Raw genomic sequence first — 16,778 nt, 5'->3', positions numbered from 1 at the left:
GTTAGGTTTCTCTCACTCGCGTCCTTTAAAATCCCAGTCTGAAACAATTACGGCTCGAAAATTGAAGTGAGCCTTTTGGAAAGAATAAAACTGTCTCGAAATGGAGCAAGAGATCTTACTTCAATCTGAGCGGAGCAAAGCCCGTGCCAACTCATGGTTGTGAATAGAGTGATTAAACCGGGATTGGGTGTTGCTTGAGCAGAAAAAAAGAGCCGCATCGGTGCGGCTCTGAGGTGTTTTAACAGGGAGGCGTCAAGCAGAGTGAATGTTCACTCTGGTTCCAGATCAACTGGAATAACTAAGTTCTAATTTAAAATGGTTAACGATACGTAAACTATAAGTATCCAATTCATTTATTTGCAATTTGTAGCTTGCATTTATATGAATTTGAGTAAGTTTTTGTTTTAAACTTTGTTTGATTACTTAAAGAAGCTTTCGGCTGATGAGTTGGCGCTTGATTTTGTTTCGATCTCATTCTCAACGCGCACGATCTCTGCCTTAAGCTGCTCAAGACGCTCATTTAATTCGTGGATTGAGAGGTTCGTGAGGGGCTCTCCCACCATTACCCCGGAGGTTGCTGGGCGAGGTGTGTCATCATCATCGAATAAACCCATAGCGTTATGTACTCCTTGTGTTTGCCTTGGTGAATTCTCGATATCAAAAAAGCGAGAATTCACCTTTGGTGGGGTAGACGGGCACTTGTTGGCTACTATTCTTTACCTAATTGAGAAGGTGAGCAAGCAGCAGTTTCGCTATTTGCAAAAATCGAGGCAGCTTATGACAGTAGATGATCGTTCAGCACAAATGAAAGCCGTTGTAATGAACGGTGTCGGAGGTTCGGAAGTCCTTGAAATTGCAGAGGTTGAAGTCCCCAGACCTGGTGTCGGCGAGGTGCTGATTAAGGTTCATGCGGCGGGGGTAAATCGTCCGGATGTCATTCAGCGGACGGGAGCATATCCGCCACCTCCCGGGGCTTCTCCTTTGCTGGGATTGGAAGTTTCCGGTGAAATTGTGGAGTTGGGAGAAGGGGTTGCTTCTCACAGCTTTGGGGAGCGGGTTTGTGCGCTGACGCCGGGTGGTGGGTATGCGCAGTATTGTGTTGCGCCTGCTGCGCATGTTCTGCATGTGCCTGCGGGGATATCTATGGAGGAAGCTGCCGGCATTCCGGAGACTTTCTTTACGGTGTGGTCCAATGTGTTTGACCGTTTGGGGCTTCAGTCTGGTGAGAAGTTCCTTGTTCATGGCGGGTCTTCCGGGATCGGGACAACAGCTATTCAGTTGGCAAAGGCCTTCGGCGCTGAGGTGTTTACGACGGTCGGATCTGATGAGAAGGCACAGGCGGTTCGCGAGCTTGGGGCGGACTATGTGATCAACTACCGGACGACCGATTTTGTGAAAGAGATTGGTAACATCACAGCTAAGCAGGGGGTTGAAGTGATCCTTGATATGGTTGGCGGTGATTACGTTGAGAAGAACTGGATTGTTGCAGCAGTTGACGGGCGTATCTGCCAGATTGCGACGCTTCATGGGCCTTCGGAAAATGTCAACTTTAGCCGATTAATGATGAAGCGGCTGACGCACACCGGTTCAACACTGCGGCCACGGACCAACGCGTATAAAGGTCAGATCGCTGAGGCTCTTCGTGAGAAGGTCTGGCCATTGCTGGAAACCAGCCGCGTCAAGGTGGTTTTGGATAAGGTCTTTGATATCAGCGATGTAAAGGCTGCGCATGACAGGATGGAAGGTTCCGGCCATATCGGAAAGATCATCCTCAAGGTTGCTTAGGGAAAGTGCATAGGCCGGTTTTGAATTCTCACAGGTTTCCTAAAGATGGTGGAGGCCCGTGTTGATCTGGTTTGCTTTTGGGAAAATGTGAGCGTATAGTGCGCTCAAGTTTCCCAAAAACTCTTATGGAATTCGGCTTCGCCACCTTTGATTAGGCTGTGGAGCACTCAGGAGGGATTTATACAATGTCCAACGCGCCGCTTATGCCAAAGGCAACAGCCGTATGGTTGGTAGATAACACCGCTCTTGGCTTTGATCAGATTGCTGCGTTTTGTAAGCTGCATCCGCTTGAAGTGAAGGCGATCGCTGATGGTGAAGCTGCTCAGGGCATCAAGGGTATGGACCCTGTTCTGGCAGGCCAGCTGACCCGTGACGAAATTGAAAAAGCGTCAAACGATCCGCGCTACCGTATGCAGATTTTCGAGTCCAAAGTGCGTGTTCCAGAGAACAAGCGCAAAGGTCCTCGTTACACCCCTGTTTCTCGTCGTCAGGATCGTCCGAACGCAATTTTGTGGCTTGTACGTTACCATCCTGAGCTGCTTGATGCTCAGATCATGCGTCTTGTTGGCACAACCAAGCCGACGATTGAAGCAATTCGTACGAGAACGCATTGGAACTCTGCGCATCTTGATCCGATGGATCCGGTCACTCTGGGTTTGAGTTCTCAGATTGAGCTGGACATCGAAGTTGAGAAAGCTGCGAAGAACGCTCCGAAACCGATTGAAGGTGAAGAGCCGCAATCCCTTCTGCCTGTTGATGAAACAACAAGCGAAGAAGCAATGGCTGCTGCGTTTGCGACACCTGCGCCGAAGACCCGTGAAGTTGAAGAAGCCGTGGATGCAGATGCTGTGTTCGCGAACTTCAAATCCACTGGTGATAGCGATGAGGACGAAGACGAGCGCTAAGAGCGTCTTTAGAGCGAATTCTTATCATTTGATTGAACTCAATCAAATGGAACGCGCTTGGAAGGGGCATAACTCTAAAAGAGCTTGTCCTGCCTTTGTTGGATAACATGAAAAGCCGCTGCCTGTTGGGGAGCGGCTTTTTTCGTGTTTGCGTTGCTATGTGGACCTTTGCGTTATTTTGCGTTTTTTACGTTCTGGCCGCGTTGCTGTGTTGATTGCGCTATACAGGTCGGGATGGCCTACATTCGTTGGCTGAACGCTGGCCTCCTCCATCAGGGAAGTTACTCCCCTTGTTGAGGTTTGAGGCTATGATGTAGCATCACTTCATTTCCTGATTGCTTGGATAGTTGTTCTTATGCGTAGATTGCTTGGTGCTGTATTTTCATTGCTTATTGCGAGCGGTTTGTCGTTTGCCTCTGACCTGAAGAACGAAAACCTTCTGGTGGGAATGCCTGAGGGCTACAAGGTTGCCTTTTCACAAAACAAGAATGGTCTGCTGGTTTCTGAGATGATCCCTCGCGGACAATCTCTGAAGACCTGGAAGGATATGGTGACCGTTCAGATTCACTTTTCCCGGCGAGTACCGATGAAGGTACTGGAGAAGCAATATACGCAGGTGAAGAGTCCTATCTGCAAGCAGCAAGATGGGCGCCTCGTGAGAAAGGGGCGTGAGAATGGCTACGAGTTTGGCCTCTTTCTTACCAGCTGCACCACCACACCAGCTTCCAAAAGTGAGACAGTGCTGACCAAGGCTATTCTGGGTAATGACAGCACCTACTTTGTCATCAAATCCTGGCGCTCAAAGGTGGGTAAGGCAGAGATTGTGAAGTGGTCGCGTTATCTGTCCGGTGTGAAGGTGTGTGATAGCCGGATTGAGGGTAGAAAGTGTCCGTGAGTAGGGTGAGGTGGGCTTTGAGTATCAATTGGGCGGAGGCTGGCAAGAAAGTATCTTTTGTGAAAGTCTGAACGTAAGAAATCAGCGGGCTTTTGAGATCTTCAGTTTTTCTTGCTTCGCTCTATTCTTGGTTGATTCTTCAGAACGCGTGAGAGCTTTGGCTATGGCCTTTAAACTCATCCCCTTTGTCGCCAGCAAATGCAGCTTCCGAATTTCCTCAGGGGTCCACGCTTGGCGGTGGCGTTCAAAACGATCTGCCATTGATTTAGTCTACCTTATCATTGTGTTGAAGCTAACATAAAGCATTGTCGTGCTTATGGTGCTAGTACAAAAACGATCAATGAGTGTGTGACGTCAGTACTTAAGGGATAAATAAGTCAATTTGACCTGAGACTGTTGCAGGTGAGGCAGCCATTCCATCACAACTGCTGCGCTACACCCATTATGTTTTGTCTTTGCAAGCTTGGGCAAAAAAGCGCCATGCAATTTGAACACGCTTGGGAAGATGTTTTCTGGGCGCGCGCAGTAAGAACAATTTAAAGGGGTCAGCATCTTCTATTTGGTCTAAATGGATCAGCTGACCAGTTCTTAGTTCACTTTCTACAATCACTTTAGGCAGAAAAGCGATACCTGCGCCGCTGATCGCTGCTCGTTTTAAAACAAAACTATTATTGGCACGCAGCACGACGTTTGGCGCAATCCACTCCTGCCCCTCGCGACAGCGCAAAAACCACTCAGAAGAACTCTGCGGGCTATCGAACACAAGAGCTTTATGGCCTTTCACGTCATGGCTTGTTTCAATTTTTGGAGTACGGGAAAGGTAGTCTTTTGAGGCGCAAAGTACTCGTGGCACAAACGAAACTTGCTGTGTAACAGCTGTGCTGTCTTCAAGGGCTCTGGAGACCCTAAAAATGATATCTACATCCTCATTCAAGACATCAGAAAAGCTATCAGATACAACTATGTCCAGTTTTATGCTCGGATATTTCATCTGAAACTCAGAAATGTGCTCAGCTATAACATCTTGAGCAATTATTGAGGGCACATTGAGCCGTACAACGCCCGTAATGGCCTTCGAGTCTGCACAAAGCTTGTCCTTCAACCATGTCAGCTCATCAGCAACAATACTTGCGGTTCGGTAGCATTCCTGCCCGGCGTCTGTAAGACGCAAAGCACGGGTTGAACGGATCAATAAGCTAGCGCCTAAAACAGCCTCTAACCGGGTAACCTGCTTGGCAACCCAGGCAGGTGAGATATTGAGAATGCGTCCGGCAGCTGAAAAGCTTCCAGAATCAACAACAACCCGAAAAATACCGAGTAGATCTGATAGGTTCTCGCTTGTCATTATATGGCGAATTGGAAAAGGTGATTAGTCATTGCATCCAATTAACATACTAGCAGGAGGAGGTATACCCGATTGACTACCAGCAAACGGAGATACCATGACCTACTCTCAGTTATTCGAAAGCGCAAAACTTGGGAAGCTAGAGCTACGCAACCGAACTCTTGTCGCTCCAATGACGCGCGTCAGTGCAAGTGCTTCAGGCTGCGTTGGCCCTCTTATGCAGCCGTATTATGAGAGATTTGGCAAGGGTGGCTTTGGAGCAATCATTACCGAGGGTGTCTACACTGACCAACACTTTAGTCAGGGATACGAGTTCCAGCCGGGGATCACTGATAAAACGCAAGCTGCAAGTTGGGCTGAGTTAATCAAAGGCGTGAAGGCAACAGGCGCAAAAATAATTATGCAATTAATGCATGCTGGTGCCCTGTCTCAATTTAATCGTTTCTCTAATGAGACACGTGGCCCTTCCCCAGTACAGCCTAAAGGTCATCAAATGGAGTTTTATCGGGGTTCTGGTATGTATCCTACCCCTTCTGAAATGACGGTTTCTGAGATTAAGACTGCAATTTGCGGTTTTGCAGACTCGGCTAAACGTGCTCAGGAAGCTGGTGCAGATGGGGTCGAGATTCACAGTGCCAACGGCTATCTTTTGGATCAGTTCCTAACCGATTACGCAAACCAGCGTGGTGACCAATACGGCCAAGGCATATTTGAACGCGCACGACTGACATGCGAGGTTTTAGAAGCTGTTCGTGATGCTGTCGGGGGTGACTTTACGGTTGGCATACGTCTATCACAGAGCAAGGTCAACGACTTCGAGCACAAATGGGCAGGACAAGAAGACGACGCTAAGGTCATCTTCGAGGCGGTTGAAGCGAGTGGTGCTGATTACGTGCACACTACAGAATTTGCTGCTCAGGCCTCGGCATTTCAACATGGACCGTCTTTAGCTGCACATGCAAAAAATCTTACAGGTTTACCTGTCATAGCGAATGGCGGCCTAGGTGATCCTGCAATCGCACAAAAAATGATCCTGCAAGATGAGTGTGATTTTGTGGCGATTGGTAAAGACGCGCTTGTTACGCAGAATTGGCCTGTGAAAGTGCAAAAGAACGAAGCACGGCGTCCGTTTGATTTTGAAATGTTCACGCCTCTGGCTGATCTAGAGACAGCGAATGCTTACTTTTCTGCCCGTGCCGAAATCTAGTTTAGTACATTCTCTTTACGGCATCTCTCCACAAGAGGGGTGCCGTCAGTTCCTTAGTCCAGGATTGAGGATAATGTAATTCCAACCAAAATGGCTTAGTGGCCATACGCAATACCACCGGTCTTAGCGGGTGTAACAAGTCGTTTTTGGTCAGCTGGGTAATTCCAGATCACGCATGAGGGTGAGTGTAGAAGCCTTAGAGTGGGCCTGCTTCAACTTGCTTAGCAGAACTTTTAGGATGCAGCGACTGTCGGCTATATTCGTACATCGGTTGTTCTGTAGCCCTGAGGGGTGGTAGTTTTACATCAATTAAATCAATTTCATTGAGCAAAAAAAACAGGCACTTGAGGGATGCACAAGCGCCTGTTTTGGTGTCTGGTTTTATCAACCTCTACCGCTGTGTCAGCTTTAGCTCGATGCGGCGGTTTTTGGCGTTGGCCTCATTGGTGGTGCCTTCTTCGAGGGGTTGGAACTCGCCGAAGCCGGCGGCGACCAGGCGGTCTGGTTCCACGCCTCTGGCAATGAGGTATTTGACCACCGAGATAGCCCGAGCGGCTGAGAGTTCCCAGTTGTCGCGCAGGCGACCGGTGCCGGAGAGTGGGCGGGCATCTGTGTGGCCGTCCACGCGCAGGACCCACTTGATCTCTGATGGGATTTGTCCCTCAAGTTCCAAAATGGCGCTTGCGAGGATATCCAGCTGGTTTTTGCCTTGCGGGTTGACCTCGTCATCACCGGAGGAGAACAGCACCTCGGACTGGAACACAAAGCGGTCGCCAACAACTTCAATATCAGAACGCTGGGCGAGGATTTCGCGCAGGCGGCCAAAGAAGTCTGAGCGGTAGCGTGACAGCTCCTGCACCCGTTGGGCGAGGGCGACGTTGAGCCGTTTGCCAAGGTCCGCAATGCGGGTCTGGCTTTCTCTGTCGCGTGTTTCTGAGGCGTCCAGTGCGTCTTCCAGTACGGCGATCTGGCGACGCAGGGCGCTGATCTGCTGGTTGAGCAGTTCTACCTGTGCCAGAGCCTTATCGCTGATCTGCTGTTCGCCTTCCAGCTTTGCGCGCAGGGATGCCAGCGCGCCACCTGCCTCGTCAATCTGGCCGGAGCGCTCGTTGAGCAGGCCCTGAAGACGATCCCGTTCTTCAGCAGTCTGGTCCAGACCCAGTTGGAGGGAGGAGATGGTGGATTCCAGATCTCCAACGCTCGCCTTTTCCAGCGCCAACAGCTCTGTGAGCTCTGCGATTTGCTGGTTGAGGCGGTTGAGCACCTTATCCCGGCCAGACAGCTGCTGGCTGAGGAAGAACTGCGCAATCATGAAGATGGAGAGCAGGAAGATGAACACCAGCAGGAGCGCGGACATGGCGTCCACGAAACCCGGCCAGTAATCCTCTGAGTTGTTTTGAGACCTGCGTGTGCGTACACCAGCCATGCTTTATTCCTTCTCCCGCTCTACCTCTGCGGTGAGCGTTTTCAGGAAGCGTTCAATCCGGCGCTGTTGCATGGACTGGGCCTCGGCCCATTCGCGCATCATCTTCTGTTCGGAACGCACGTGCTGGACGAGGCCCTGAATGCCTTCTGCCAGTTTGCTCATGGCGGCGTTGGAATTTTCATCCGGCTCAGCGCCTTTTGTTTCCATAGACTTGCGCAGTTTGTCGAGCGTGATGCGCAGGTCCGCAGCCATATCGGCAGATGTGCCGTTGCCCAGTTCGTCCGGATCGATATCCGTCAGGGTGGAGAGCCAGTCTTCCAGCTCCTGATAGAAGCGGTTTTGGGCCTGTCCTGCCTGCAGGTCGAGGAAGCCCAGAACGAGGGAACCGGTCAGACCAAGCAAGGAGGAGGAGAACGCGATGCCGAGGCCGGTCATCTGTGCGGTGATGCCGGAGACCAGATCTTCAAACAGCACGTTGGCATCGCCGCCTGCCGCGTTCAGCGTGCTGACGGTGGTTGCTACGGCGCTCACGGTTTGCATCAGACCCCAGAAGGTACCGACCAGACCGAGGAAGATGAGCAAGCGGGTGAGGTAACGTGAGATCTCGCGGGATTCATCCAGGCGCATGCCGATAGAATCGAGCATGGAGCGCATGGTGGTTGGCGAGATGGTCATATCGCCTGCTTTGTTGCCAAGCAGAGTTGCCATTGGCGCCAGAAGGATCGGCGGGCGGCGGACCTCTAGGCGCGGATCGCCGAGGCGAAAGCCGTTAACCCATGATACTTCCGGGAAAATTCGCAGGACCTGCCTGAAAGACAGAAGTATACCCAGTGCTGCGACGCCTACGATCAGGCCGTTCAATGCGGGGTTTGCCATGAAGGCTGCGGTGATTTGCCCGATCAGGACAAAGGCGATGAAGCCTGCCAGAACCAGAAAAATAATCATGCGCCACAGATAAACCTGTGGGCTCGACAGACTGTAGGGATCGTAGTCGCGTGCCATTATCCTGCGTACATCTAAAGCAAAGCGGCTTCTCTTTGTCTGGTCAGACCAATCAAGCAGAACCCGCTTTAAAGTTAATGATGTCTTTAGATAACGCGATTTCCGGTTAATAGGAAACCGCAAATCGCTGCGATTGGGCAAGAAAAGCGTAAGTTTTTAAATAAGTCGCATTTTTGTGCGCGTGCTGCCGTGTTTTGGGCGGGATGTGGTCATGGTGGGTTTTCTAAATTGACAGGTATTTATGATTAATACAATCTAAGGTTTAATATATAACAATTGAGGTGCCGCTATGAGTGGTGATGTAGCCGAAATTGCCCAAATCTCATTTTACCTAGCAAAGCCTGATCAAACGCTAGATACTGTTTTGTCTGATGAGAAAGATATCTATGACCGTCCGGACTTAAAGTTATTTGAATTTGATGTTGAAGACGCTGCTGTGCAATTTTTCTATTTTGAGACTATTACACCTAAGACAAATCCGAAATGGCTAGATTTCATCAATGAAAAAATTAAACCAGATGAGCAAATTGTATTTGAAGGAACTACGCGTAGCCCAAATGGCTTGTTACTTATTTCTGTAAATAATCATATTTTTGCCGCTACGTTTGGGCGTAGCGCTGTATCTTACTTAGATGATGAAGCATTTGAAGCTGATTTTGGTATTAAGACCGCTATGAATATGTGCGGTAACGAAGAAATTCGTCAAACAAGGAGTCAAAGCAATACCGTAATCCCTACTCAGATCGACAGGCAAGTTGGAAGGCCTTCGGATACTTTTGTGTTTGGATTAAGTGAGGCAGAAGACCTACGTTACATCTCCGCACATATCAAGGGAGAAGAAAAGGTTACTTTGCAAGGACGAAGTAATCTTACTGTAAAAGTAAATGGCGGAAGCAAGTTTAATTGGGAGGACTTAGTCAATCGTTGTAACCTTTTTTATGAGGCTTACAACGGAGAAGATTATTTAGAACTATTCCCAAACTACAGGAACCTACGTGAAGCGTCTAAGAGAGAGATCGAAGCCCTCAATGACAAACTTATCCTCGCTTTACAAGAGAGCAGGTGTGAGAAAATGCAGCTGGGTATACCTGAGTTTGTTGCTGAAGACACTTTTAGTTTTACTTACACCAACTACCCACGCCGTGAAAATATCGTATACTCTTATCTTGATATCTGCCATCTTTTCGAAATATTCAATATTGAAGATGTGAATATATCTAAACTCCGATCTCGTAGGGTCTACTTGTTTTCGGCTGATGAAGATCGAGTACTCTCATACAAAAATTGGCGAATATTTAATTGCTTAACATATGAGTTGGAGCTGGATGGGAAGTACTTCGTTCTAACAGATGGGCGTTGGCTCGAAGTTGAACGTGATTTCTACCAATCAATTATGGAGTTTGCTCAATCTGACCTATGTATTGAACCTTGCGAGCCAGCATTCGCTGGAATCGATATCAGTGACGTGGATAGACGACAGAACCGCGAAGATATCTTCAATCAGAAGGTTTGTGAGATTCGTCCAGAAGCCATTCTTTTCGACAAAGCCCAGTTGAAAATTGGGGCGGGAAGAGCAAATAAAGAATTTTGTGATGTTCTTGATTTTAAAGATGATAGAACAGTTAGAATAATTCATTGTAAGAAATATAAAGATAGCACTGCTGCTAGTTCGCTCTTTTCTCAAGCATTTTTATATAGTTCGGCATTTGTGCAGGATCCTGTTTTCTTGAATGATATTCGGGAATACATTAGCGAGTCAGATCACCCATTTAGTGATCAGTATCTAAGTTATATAGATAGCGATATAGCATCACACAATGGCGCAAAGTACGATATTTGCCTCTGGTTTTTATACGATCGTCGCCATGAAGCACCTGCGCCAGAAAACATTCCGTTGATGGCTCTTTATGAGCTAAAGTTAATGCATGACCATTTGCGGAATAGTTTGAAGTTCAAGGCTGTGATTTTGCGGTTTATACCAGTTCAACGCGTACATTTTTCAAAACCTATTGATCCACCTCCAAGGGGGTAACCGCAGTTTGTGATGATTATGTACTTGATTCTGGATCTTTGCTTCGCTGAGATGGCATCGAAAGGGTAGTGCTGCCGGTCGCGCCATACAGGTCATCAATGTAGGCTGGGTTGGTTGACCTCTACCAGCAGCGGCAAGCACCAGTGTCTTCCCGACCATTGAGCCGGGATCTATGAGGTGGTCCCTCAAATGATGATGGTGTGTTTGGGTGATTGTGGGGACTTGTTGTTCTCGTCAAACTGCTTCCATGTCTTACTTCATGTAGATATTGGCGAGTAAGCCGCGGGGGACGCTTTATACTGGTGTGACGAATGATCTTGCGCGGCGGGTTTATGAGCATAAGAGCAAGGTTGGGTGTTGTTTTACTGCGAAATTTGATGTTTCGAAGCTGGTCTATATTGAGCAGTTCATGGATGTGAGTGACGCGATCCGCCGGGAGAAGCAAGTGAAGCGGTGGCGCCGGATTTGGAAGATTGATGCGATTGAGGGTCTGAACCCGAAGTGGGATGATTTGTACTTGCGGTTCAATCATTAGACGACAGGTTTGTGGGTATGGATCCCGGGTCTACCCTGCGCTTCGCCCGGGAAGACACCGTGGGATACTGTCGGTGGTTTATTGTGCTGCTCTGGTTCCTGTGTCGCACTTCGTGAGTGTGGGATGACAATGGGAATGCTGCTGGTGGTGAACTGACTTTCTGCAAAGAAAAAAGCGGATTGCCTGAGGCAACCCGCTTTTTAACTGAGGATCAGTGCTATCTCTTAGAAAGAGTAGCGCAAACCTACGTTGAACTGGTTCTGGTGAGCGGAGTAATCGACATCGTCGAATGCCTCTGCCTTGAAATTGTATTGGAATGAGTATTCAGCGAGCAGCTCAAGATTTTCAGAGATTTCGTAGCCAACACCTGCACCCAACTTCGTAGAGAAATGGTTGGTTGTTTCTTTGCCAGAATCGATGCCATCGTCAAAGTCGACTTTTATCTGCGAGAAACCAGCACCCAAGCCGATATATGGCGTAAAGGCGGTTTCGTTTTTGAAGTCGTAGTATGCGACTGCCAAAATATCCCAAACATCAATATCTGTATCATCTTCGGAGAATGCAGCGTAGCCGCTTTCCAGACCGACGCGAACATTGTTGGAAAGGTATGCACCAGCGCCAATACGGCCGTTAAAGCCTTCGTCCCAGAGTGTCACATCGTTACCACCATCAATGTGTGCTGTGATGCTGCCTAAGGATAAACCGCCGGTGCCCTGAACGTACCATTCGGTTGCATTTGCAGATGTCATGGCGACTGTAGAAATTGCAGCAGCTGCAAGAGCGATCAAGAGATTCTTTTTCATTTTAAAACTCACATGAAATGATGAGAAAACATGATTGATGCATACAATATGCAACTCATAATAGAAATATATACGGATATAAAATCTCTGATAGTTGCATGATTACTACATCATTGTAGTGAGGTGGCTAATTGCATTTCCTCGCGCGAGGCTGACTGATTGATGCTCAGCCCGAAATGGGTGCCCTGCTGGTCTGCGGAGCTGTCATCCTTCTGCAGGCCAGTGCTTTGTTGTGGGTGAGGGCTACTTGTGGGTGGGGATGAAGTCGAATAGGTCCCAGCCGTCGGTGGTGGCGGTGATGAACTTCATGTTGGCGCCTTCCAGCACCGCACAGGTGAGGCGGCCTGAGGCGTAGGCTTCGGTGTCTACGTCAAGCCGGTTGGAGCGGCGGTCGATGTGTTCGACCGGGGTGTGGCCGTGGACGACGAAGACGCCGAAGTCCTCTTGAAAGTCGAGGAAAGGGCCGCGGATCCACATCAGCTCCTCAGCGCGTTGGTCTTCCAGTGGAACGCCAGGGCGAATGCCTGCGTGGACGAACAGGTAGTCTCCGCATTGGTAGTGGAGTGGCAGAGATTCGAAGAACGTTTCGTGTAGCTTGGAGAGGTTTTCCTTAAAGATGGTCTGCACGCTTTCCGCACCTGCCGAGCCCATGAGATCGTGAATGGAGAGGCCGTAGGAGAGCAGGGTTTCTGTGCCGCCCAGATCTTCCCAATGGTAAAGCGTGCCTGCGTCTTGCAGAAACTCCAGAAGCGAGGCTTCGTGATTGCCTTTCAGACAGACCTGGCGCGGGGTGCGGTGGTGGTGATCGACAAGGAAATCGATGACGCCCTGACTGTCCGGGCCGCGGTCGATGTAATCGCCAAGAAAGATGGAGACCGGGTCAGTGATCGGGCGGTTTTTCAGGTCGCTCTCAATGGCTTTGCCCATGACTTCCAGCAGGTCGAGCCTGCCGTGAATGTCTCCCGTCGCATAAACGCGTGTCCCTTCCGGAAGAGTTGGATGGGTGTTTTGCATGGTCGTCCCGTTCCAAATGCTTGTCTGTGTCGCGGTCACTGGTGGTCCAATCTACTTTAAGAAAACGAATGAGGAGCAAACCCACAGCCTCAATTTGTTGGCTTTGGGGCTGTGGGAAGTGGCCAAGTTGATGGGTGTTGAAAATTGGTTCAATGAAAATAGTTCGATATCGCACTTGTTTTGTGTGTGGTGTTATGTTTATAGTTCGATATCGCACTAAACGGAGTTGAACGATGAACCTTTCCAGACGCAAGATGATTGGCCTTATGGGTGGTGGTGTGGTTGTGGCAGCGACTGCCTCGGCTGGTGCATTTCTGGCGACCCGTCGTCCAACGCGGGCGCTGGCTCCCTGGGAGACTGCGGGCGCTTACACTGAGCCGCGGATGAAGGCGCTGTCCTACGCTTTGCTTGCGCCCAACCCTCATAACCGTCAGCCGTGGGTGGCTGAGCTGCGCGGAAGTAACATGCTGGCCATTTACCGCGACAAGAGGTTGAACCTGCCAGAGACTGATCCGCTTGACCGCCAGTTGACCGTTGGCATGGGGTGTTTTCTGGAATTGTTGCGCATGGCTGCGGCGGAAGATGGGTATGATTTGCAGATGGAGCTGTTTCCACTGGGAGAAGATGGGCCCGTCGCAACGGCTTACTTTGCCAAGGGGGGCACGCCTGATCCGCTGTTTGCGCATGTTTTTGAGCGGCATACCAACCGTAATGCATATGAGAATGTGTCCGTTTCAACAAATGCGCAAGCGGCGCTGGCTGACTATGCCACGATCAAAAGCGACAAGGCGGAGGTTGCGGCCTTGCGGAAGCTGACGTGGGACGCGATGGATGTTGAACTGACAACGCAACGTGTGATGATGGAAAGCGTTGATCTGATGCGGTTTGGTAAAGCCGAGATTGAAGCGAACCCGGATGGCATTGCGCTGAGTGGTCCGTTTTTGGAGAGCCTGATGCTGGCTGGGATGTTAAGCCGCGAAGATCAGGCAGATCAGACTAGCTCAAGCTTTCAGCAGGGACGGGATATGATCCGGGATGCGATGAACGCGACACAGGCGTATGCGGTGGTCACCAGTCCGGACAATTCGCGGGTCGATCAGATTAAAGCAGGGTATGACTGGATCAGGTTGCAACTGGTAGCTACTGGATTGGGCCTTTCCATGCAGCCGGTTAGTCAGGCACTGCAGGAGTTTCCTGAAATGGCAGAGCATTATTCTGCGGTGCACGAAATGCTGGCCGGTCCGGGTGAGACTGTTCAAATGCTTGCACGATTGGGGTATGGTCCCAAAATTGATCCCAGCCCACGCTGGCCTTTGGAAACACGAGTACCGAATGTCTGACGATACCCCCTCCCAAGATCTGACGCCCTACTTTTCTATGTTCGTTGAGGTGGGGATTATAAACCAGATCGGCTCTGCGTTTTTGGAAGCGCGGCTGCCAAAGGGCCTTCTGGTTTCGCATTTCGGGGTGACCAGTCATTTGAGCCGTGGATTTGATGGGGCCACTCCGCTGGAACTGGCCCGCTCGTTTCAGGTTGCGAAAACAACCATGACGCATACGCTGGGCGGGTTGGAAAAGCATGGCTTTGTGGAACTGCGCCCCAACCCGGATGACGGGCGCTCCAAGCGGGTGTGGCTGACACCAGAGGGGCGGCAGTTTCGTGATGATGCTGTGCAGCAGCTGGAGCCACTGTTTCAAAAGCTGGCCGAGCGGTTTCCACCTGAGCAGGTCTCTGCCTTCTTGCCGGGCATAAGTGAATTTCGTGCGGTGATTGACCAGCTGCGGGATGAGGAGAAGTAGCAGCAGGTGTTGCTGCTCTTCGTGCCTTAGAGCGTGTTGCGTTTATATGTAGTCACGCACCAAGCTCTAACTCTCTGTTTTTGCGTATTCTTATCCTAGAACCGGAGTTGCTTTTCAGAAATGCATTCTAAGATGTTGCTCCTGTTACCAGCAACAGGCTGAGGCAAAGCCCGGTGAGGTATAGGCCCAACCCAAATGAAAGAAGGGCGATAAGACTTCTTATTCTTGCGATTGTCGGGGCTGGTGTTTTGGAGGCGGCAACTCCAAAACCGAATGCTGGCTGCATGAAGAAGAAGGGGAACCCCACTGAAAGCAGGCCAATTAAGAACGGCATCAGGATGGTTGGATTTTGCAGCCAGTTTGGTCCGGTCAGAGCAAGCAAAACGAGCGCAAATACAGCACCGATGACGTAATGAGCGATCCAACCGATGGAGCGTTCAAACGGCTGTGGAGGGCTCTGCATGATGTTCTGATGCTGGAAACGCCCGCGCAACATGCTTAGCATCCAACGGCCAACCAGCCGGTAATCCAGGGCGGGAATAGCGAAAAACCGAAGCCGGACCCAGGCGACCAGATCCATGAAAATTGTTGCGCCAATGCCAAGTAGGGCAGCATTGATCAAAAGGCTTGTTGTGTGCACGATTTTACCTTTCCTGATAGGGAGTTGGCGGCACCGTGTCACTTCAAGTCGACTTGAGGTCAAGAGAATTCTCTAGATTTTGATGGATAATATTTCTCAGGTTAATAGTGCTAGTAGACCTAATTTTTGGGTGTTCAGGAGAGTGAGAAGTTGGGTCTCATCCCGTGCGTGATCGCGAATTCCAAGTGAGGAAAGCACCAGATATTCTGCGAGTTGCTCAGCGCTGTGTCCCTGAAAGCTATAGTGCGCCAGCATTTCGGCACAGGCGGTGATGTTGGTTGCTTGCGCTTCCAGTGTGGCCGCTTTGCCTTCTGCATTGAACCCACCGATCATGTCTCTTGCATCAGGAGATGCGGTGATGACCTTGAAGGATGGGATGATGGAGTGCTTGTAATAGGCGCTTAGTTTGTCCTCCAGAGTTTCCAGAGCGGACCATTCTTTTTGCACGGCAACCAGAGACTGGTCAGAAAAGTGCCTGATGGAGACGCACAGGATTTCGTTTTTGTTCTTGTAGTTTGAATAGACTGTCTGGCGCGCAACGCCTGCCTCTGACGCGATGTCGTGCATGCGGGTGCGGTTTACGCCAAAGCGCATGAAGGCCCGCACAGCGGCTTCCAGAATCTTCTCTCGCAAATTTTCCATATTGGCATCTTGACAAAAAATGTCATTTTGTCAAGAATTACAAAAATACGAAAAATGTCATTTTGTAATTTGTGGAAGAACGCTTCCTACATGGACATGCAAAGCTTTGGAGCTGAAGAGGACATCGAGAATGGAAAGATGCGCCGTATTGCAGGCACTGGCTGCAAGCATCGTGACTGGCATGGTGCCAGGTCATGTTTTCGCAGCCGTACAGAAATTGGAACAGAAGGATAGAGCTATGATTATTGTCACTGTTGAAGTTGAGTTTGAAGACAACCAGATCCAACAAAAACTTGCTGCTGTTCAGCAGATGGATGCGGCTACTGCTGAAGAAGCTGGATGTATTTCCTACAAGTCTTCTCTGGATGCGACCAATCCGAACATCCTGAGAATCTATGAAATGTGGGAGAGTATGGATGCTCTTATTCCGCACTTCCAAACGCCACATATGGCGGCGTTTCAGGCAGAACTTAGCTCGTTAAAATCAAAAGGCATGACGGCGAAAGTCTTTGAGGTCAGCAAAGAACTGCCGTTTCCAAACTAACTGGCAGGCCGTCTGGATCAGCTTACAGGAAGGATTGAGGTTCAAGCTGATCCAGAGCTTTCGAGTTTAGGTTATTTTATTTCAATGATTCCAATTTTAGGGAAATAAAATATCAATTTCGTCGTTTGGTTGTGCTCTTCGATACACTTGGCGCTTAGGTGCTTCTTTACGCTTGTTCTGTTCGCTTTTGCTTCATGCAGTTG

General features: G+C 49.6%; 18 protein-coding genes. 9 read left to right on the top strand and 9 right to left on the bottom strand.

The window, feature by feature from the left end:
- Window positions 1-419: 419 nt before the first annotated feature.
- The gene (locus tag PsW74_RS00470; RefSeq protein ID WP_057462018.1) at window positions 420-614 is read right to left on the bottom strand and encodes a DUF1192 domain-containing protein; all 195 of its coding nucleotides are present in this window, start codon (window positions 612-614) and stop codon (window positions 420-422) included.
- 163 nt (window positions 615-777) lie between these two features.
- On the opposite strand from PsW74_RS00470, the gene PsW74_RS00465 reads away from it, so the two are divergent.
- The 3 genes from PsW74_RS00465 to PsW74_RS00455 all read left to right on the top strand — a co-directional run bounded on the left by PsW74_RS00465 (window position 778) and on the right by PsW74_RS00455 (window position 3,585).
- A complete protein-coding gene (locus PsW74_RS00465; protein WP_063290243.1) occupies window positions 778-1,785 on the top strand; it encodes an NAD(P)H-quinone oxidoreductase in 1,008 nt (335 codons plus the stop codon).
- Between the two features lie 185 nt (window positions 1,786-1,970).
- Window positions 1,971-2,690, top strand: coding sequence for a cell cycle transcriptional regulator TrcR (locus PsW74_RS00460; RefSeq protein ID WP_057462016.1), 720 nt, complete (start codon window positions 1,971-1,973; stop codon window positions 2,688-2,690).
- 355 nt (window positions 2,691-3,045) lie between these two features.
- Window positions 3,046-3,585, top strand: coding sequence for a hypothetical protein (locus PsW74_RS00455; RefSeq protein ID WP_063290242.1), 540 nt, complete (start codon window positions 3,046-3,048; stop codon window positions 3,583-3,585).
- A gap of 81 nt (window positions 3,586-3,666) precedes the next feature.
- Here the strand turns inward: PsW74_RS00455 and PsW74_RS00450 are convergent, their stop codons facing one another.
- Window positions 3,667-3,846 carry a hypothetical protein gene (locus PsW74_RS00450; RefSeq protein WP_057462014.1) on the bottom strand — a complete coding sequence of 60 codons (180 nt, stop codon included), beginning with the start codon at window positions 3,844-3,846 and terminating at the stop codon, window positions 3,667-3,669.
- Window positions 3,847-4,027: 181 nt separating this feature from the next.
- The gene (locus PsW74_RS00445) at window positions 4,028-4,930 is read right to left on the bottom strand and encodes a LysR family transcriptional regulator (RefSeq protein WP_057462013.1); all 903 of its coding nucleotides are present in this window, start codon (window positions 4,928-4,930) and stop codon (window positions 4,028-4,030) included.
- A gap of 97 nt (window positions 4,931-5,027) precedes the next feature.
- Here PsW74_RS00445 and PsW74_RS00440 point away from each other — a divergent pair, with 97 nt between their 5' ends.
- On the top strand, window positions 5,028-6,137 hold the full coding sequence (locus PsW74_RS00440; protein ID WP_063290241.1) for an NADH:flavin oxidoreductase: 1,110 nt from the start codon (window positions 5,028-5,030) through the stop codon (window positions 6,135-6,137).
- Between the two features lie 391 nt (window positions 6,138-6,528).
- On the opposite strand, the gene PsW74_RS00435 is transcribed toward PsW74_RS00440, so the two are convergent.
- Both PsW74_RS00435 and PsW74_RS00430 read right to left on the bottom strand, forming a co-directional pair.
- Window positions 6,529-7,563, bottom strand: a complete 1,035-nt coding sequence (locus tag PsW74_RS00435) for a peptidoglycan -binding protein (protein ID WP_063290240.1) — start codon at window positions 7,561-7,563, stop codon at window positions 6,529-6,531.
- A 3-nt stretch (window positions 7,564-7,566) separates the two neighbouring features.
- On the bottom strand, window positions 7,567-8,565 hold the full coding sequence (locus PsW74_RS00430) for a hypothetical protein (protein WP_057462010.1): 999 nt from the start codon (window positions 8,563-8,565) through the stop codon (window positions 7,567-7,569).
- 289 nt (window positions 8,566-8,854) lie between these two features.
- Here PsW74_RS00430 and PsW74_RS00425 point away from each other — a divergent pair, with 289 nt between their 5' ends.
- Window positions 8,855-10,597, top strand: coding sequence for a DUF6119 family protein (locus tag PsW74_RS00425; protein ID WP_063290239.1), 1,743 nt, complete (start codon window positions 8,855-8,857; stop codon window positions 10,595-10,597).
- 268 nt (window positions 10,598-10,865) lie between these two features.
- Window positions 10,866-11,132 (top strand): GIY-YIG nuclease family protein, encoded by a 267-nt coding sequence (locus PsW74_RS00420; protein WP_343286474.1) that lies wholly within the window; start codon window positions 10,866-10,868, stop codon window positions 11,130-11,132.
- Between the two features lie 224 nt (window positions 11,133-11,356).
- Here the strand turns inward: PsW74_RS00420 and PsW74_RS00415 are convergent, their stop codons facing one another.
- Window positions 11,357-11,935, bottom strand: coding sequence for an outer membrane beta-barrel protein (locus tag PsW74_RS00415; protein WP_063290238.1), 579 nt, complete (start codon window positions 11,933-11,935; stop codon window positions 11,357-11,359).
- 243 nt (window positions 11,936-12,178) lie between these two features.
- Complete coding sequence (locus PsW74_RS00410) at window positions 12,179-12,988, bottom strand: metallophosphoesterase family protein (protein ID WP_244271789.1); 810 nt, start codon at window positions 12,986-12,988, stop codon at window positions 12,179-12,181.
- Between the two features lie 194 nt (window positions 12,989-13,182).
- Between PsW74_RS00410 and PsW74_RS00400 the strand changes: the two genes are divergently transcribed.
- Window positions 13,183-14,289, top strand: a complete 1,107-nt coding sequence (locus tag PsW74_RS00400) for a hypothetical protein (protein ID WP_063290235.1) — start codon at window positions 13,183-13,185, stop codon at window positions 14,287-14,289.
- On the top strand, window positions 14,282-14,749 hold the full coding sequence (locus PsW74_RS00395) for a MarR family transcriptional regulator (RefSeq protein ID WP_063290234.1): 468 nt from the start codon (window positions 14,282-14,284) through the stop codon (window positions 14,747-14,749). Before PsW74_RS00400 ends, PsW74_RS00395 begins: the two co-directional genes overlap by 8 nt.
- Before the next feature lie 127 nt (window positions 14,750-14,876).
- Here the strand turns inward: PsW74_RS00395 and PsW74_RS00390 are convergent, their stop codons facing one another.
- On the bottom strand, window positions 14,877-15,389 hold the full coding sequence (locus tag PsW74_RS00390) for a DUF2938 domain-containing protein (protein WP_063290233.1): 513 nt from the start codon (window positions 15,387-15,389) through the stop codon (window positions 14,877-14,879).
- A 96-nt stretch (window positions 15,390-15,485) separates the two neighbouring features.
- Window positions 15,486-16,031 carry a TetR family transcriptional regulator gene (locus PsW74_RS00385; RefSeq protein ID WP_063290232.1) on the bottom strand — a complete coding sequence of 182 codons (546 nt, stop codon included), beginning with the start codon at window positions 16,029-16,031 and terminating at the stop codon, window positions 15,486-15,488.
- A 130-nt stretch (window positions 16,032-16,161) separates the two neighbouring features.
- On the opposite strand from PsW74_RS00385, the gene PsW74_RS00380 reads away from it, so the two are divergent.
- On the top strand, window positions 16,162-16,575 hold the full coding sequence (locus PsW74_RS00380; RefSeq protein ID WP_063290231.1) for a putative quinol monooxygenase: 414 nt from the start codon (window positions 16,162-16,164) through the stop codon (window positions 16,573-16,575).
- Window positions 16,576-16,778: the final 203 nt, after the last annotated feature.

Source organism: Pseudovibrio sp. W74, from assembly GCF_001623085.1.
Lineage (GTDB): Bacteria > Pseudomonadota > Alphaproteobacteria > Rhizobiales > Stappiaceae > Pseudovibrio.
The sequence above is the reverse complement of the archived record's forward strand: the minus strand, read 5'-3'. Positions and strand labels throughout refer to the sequence as shown.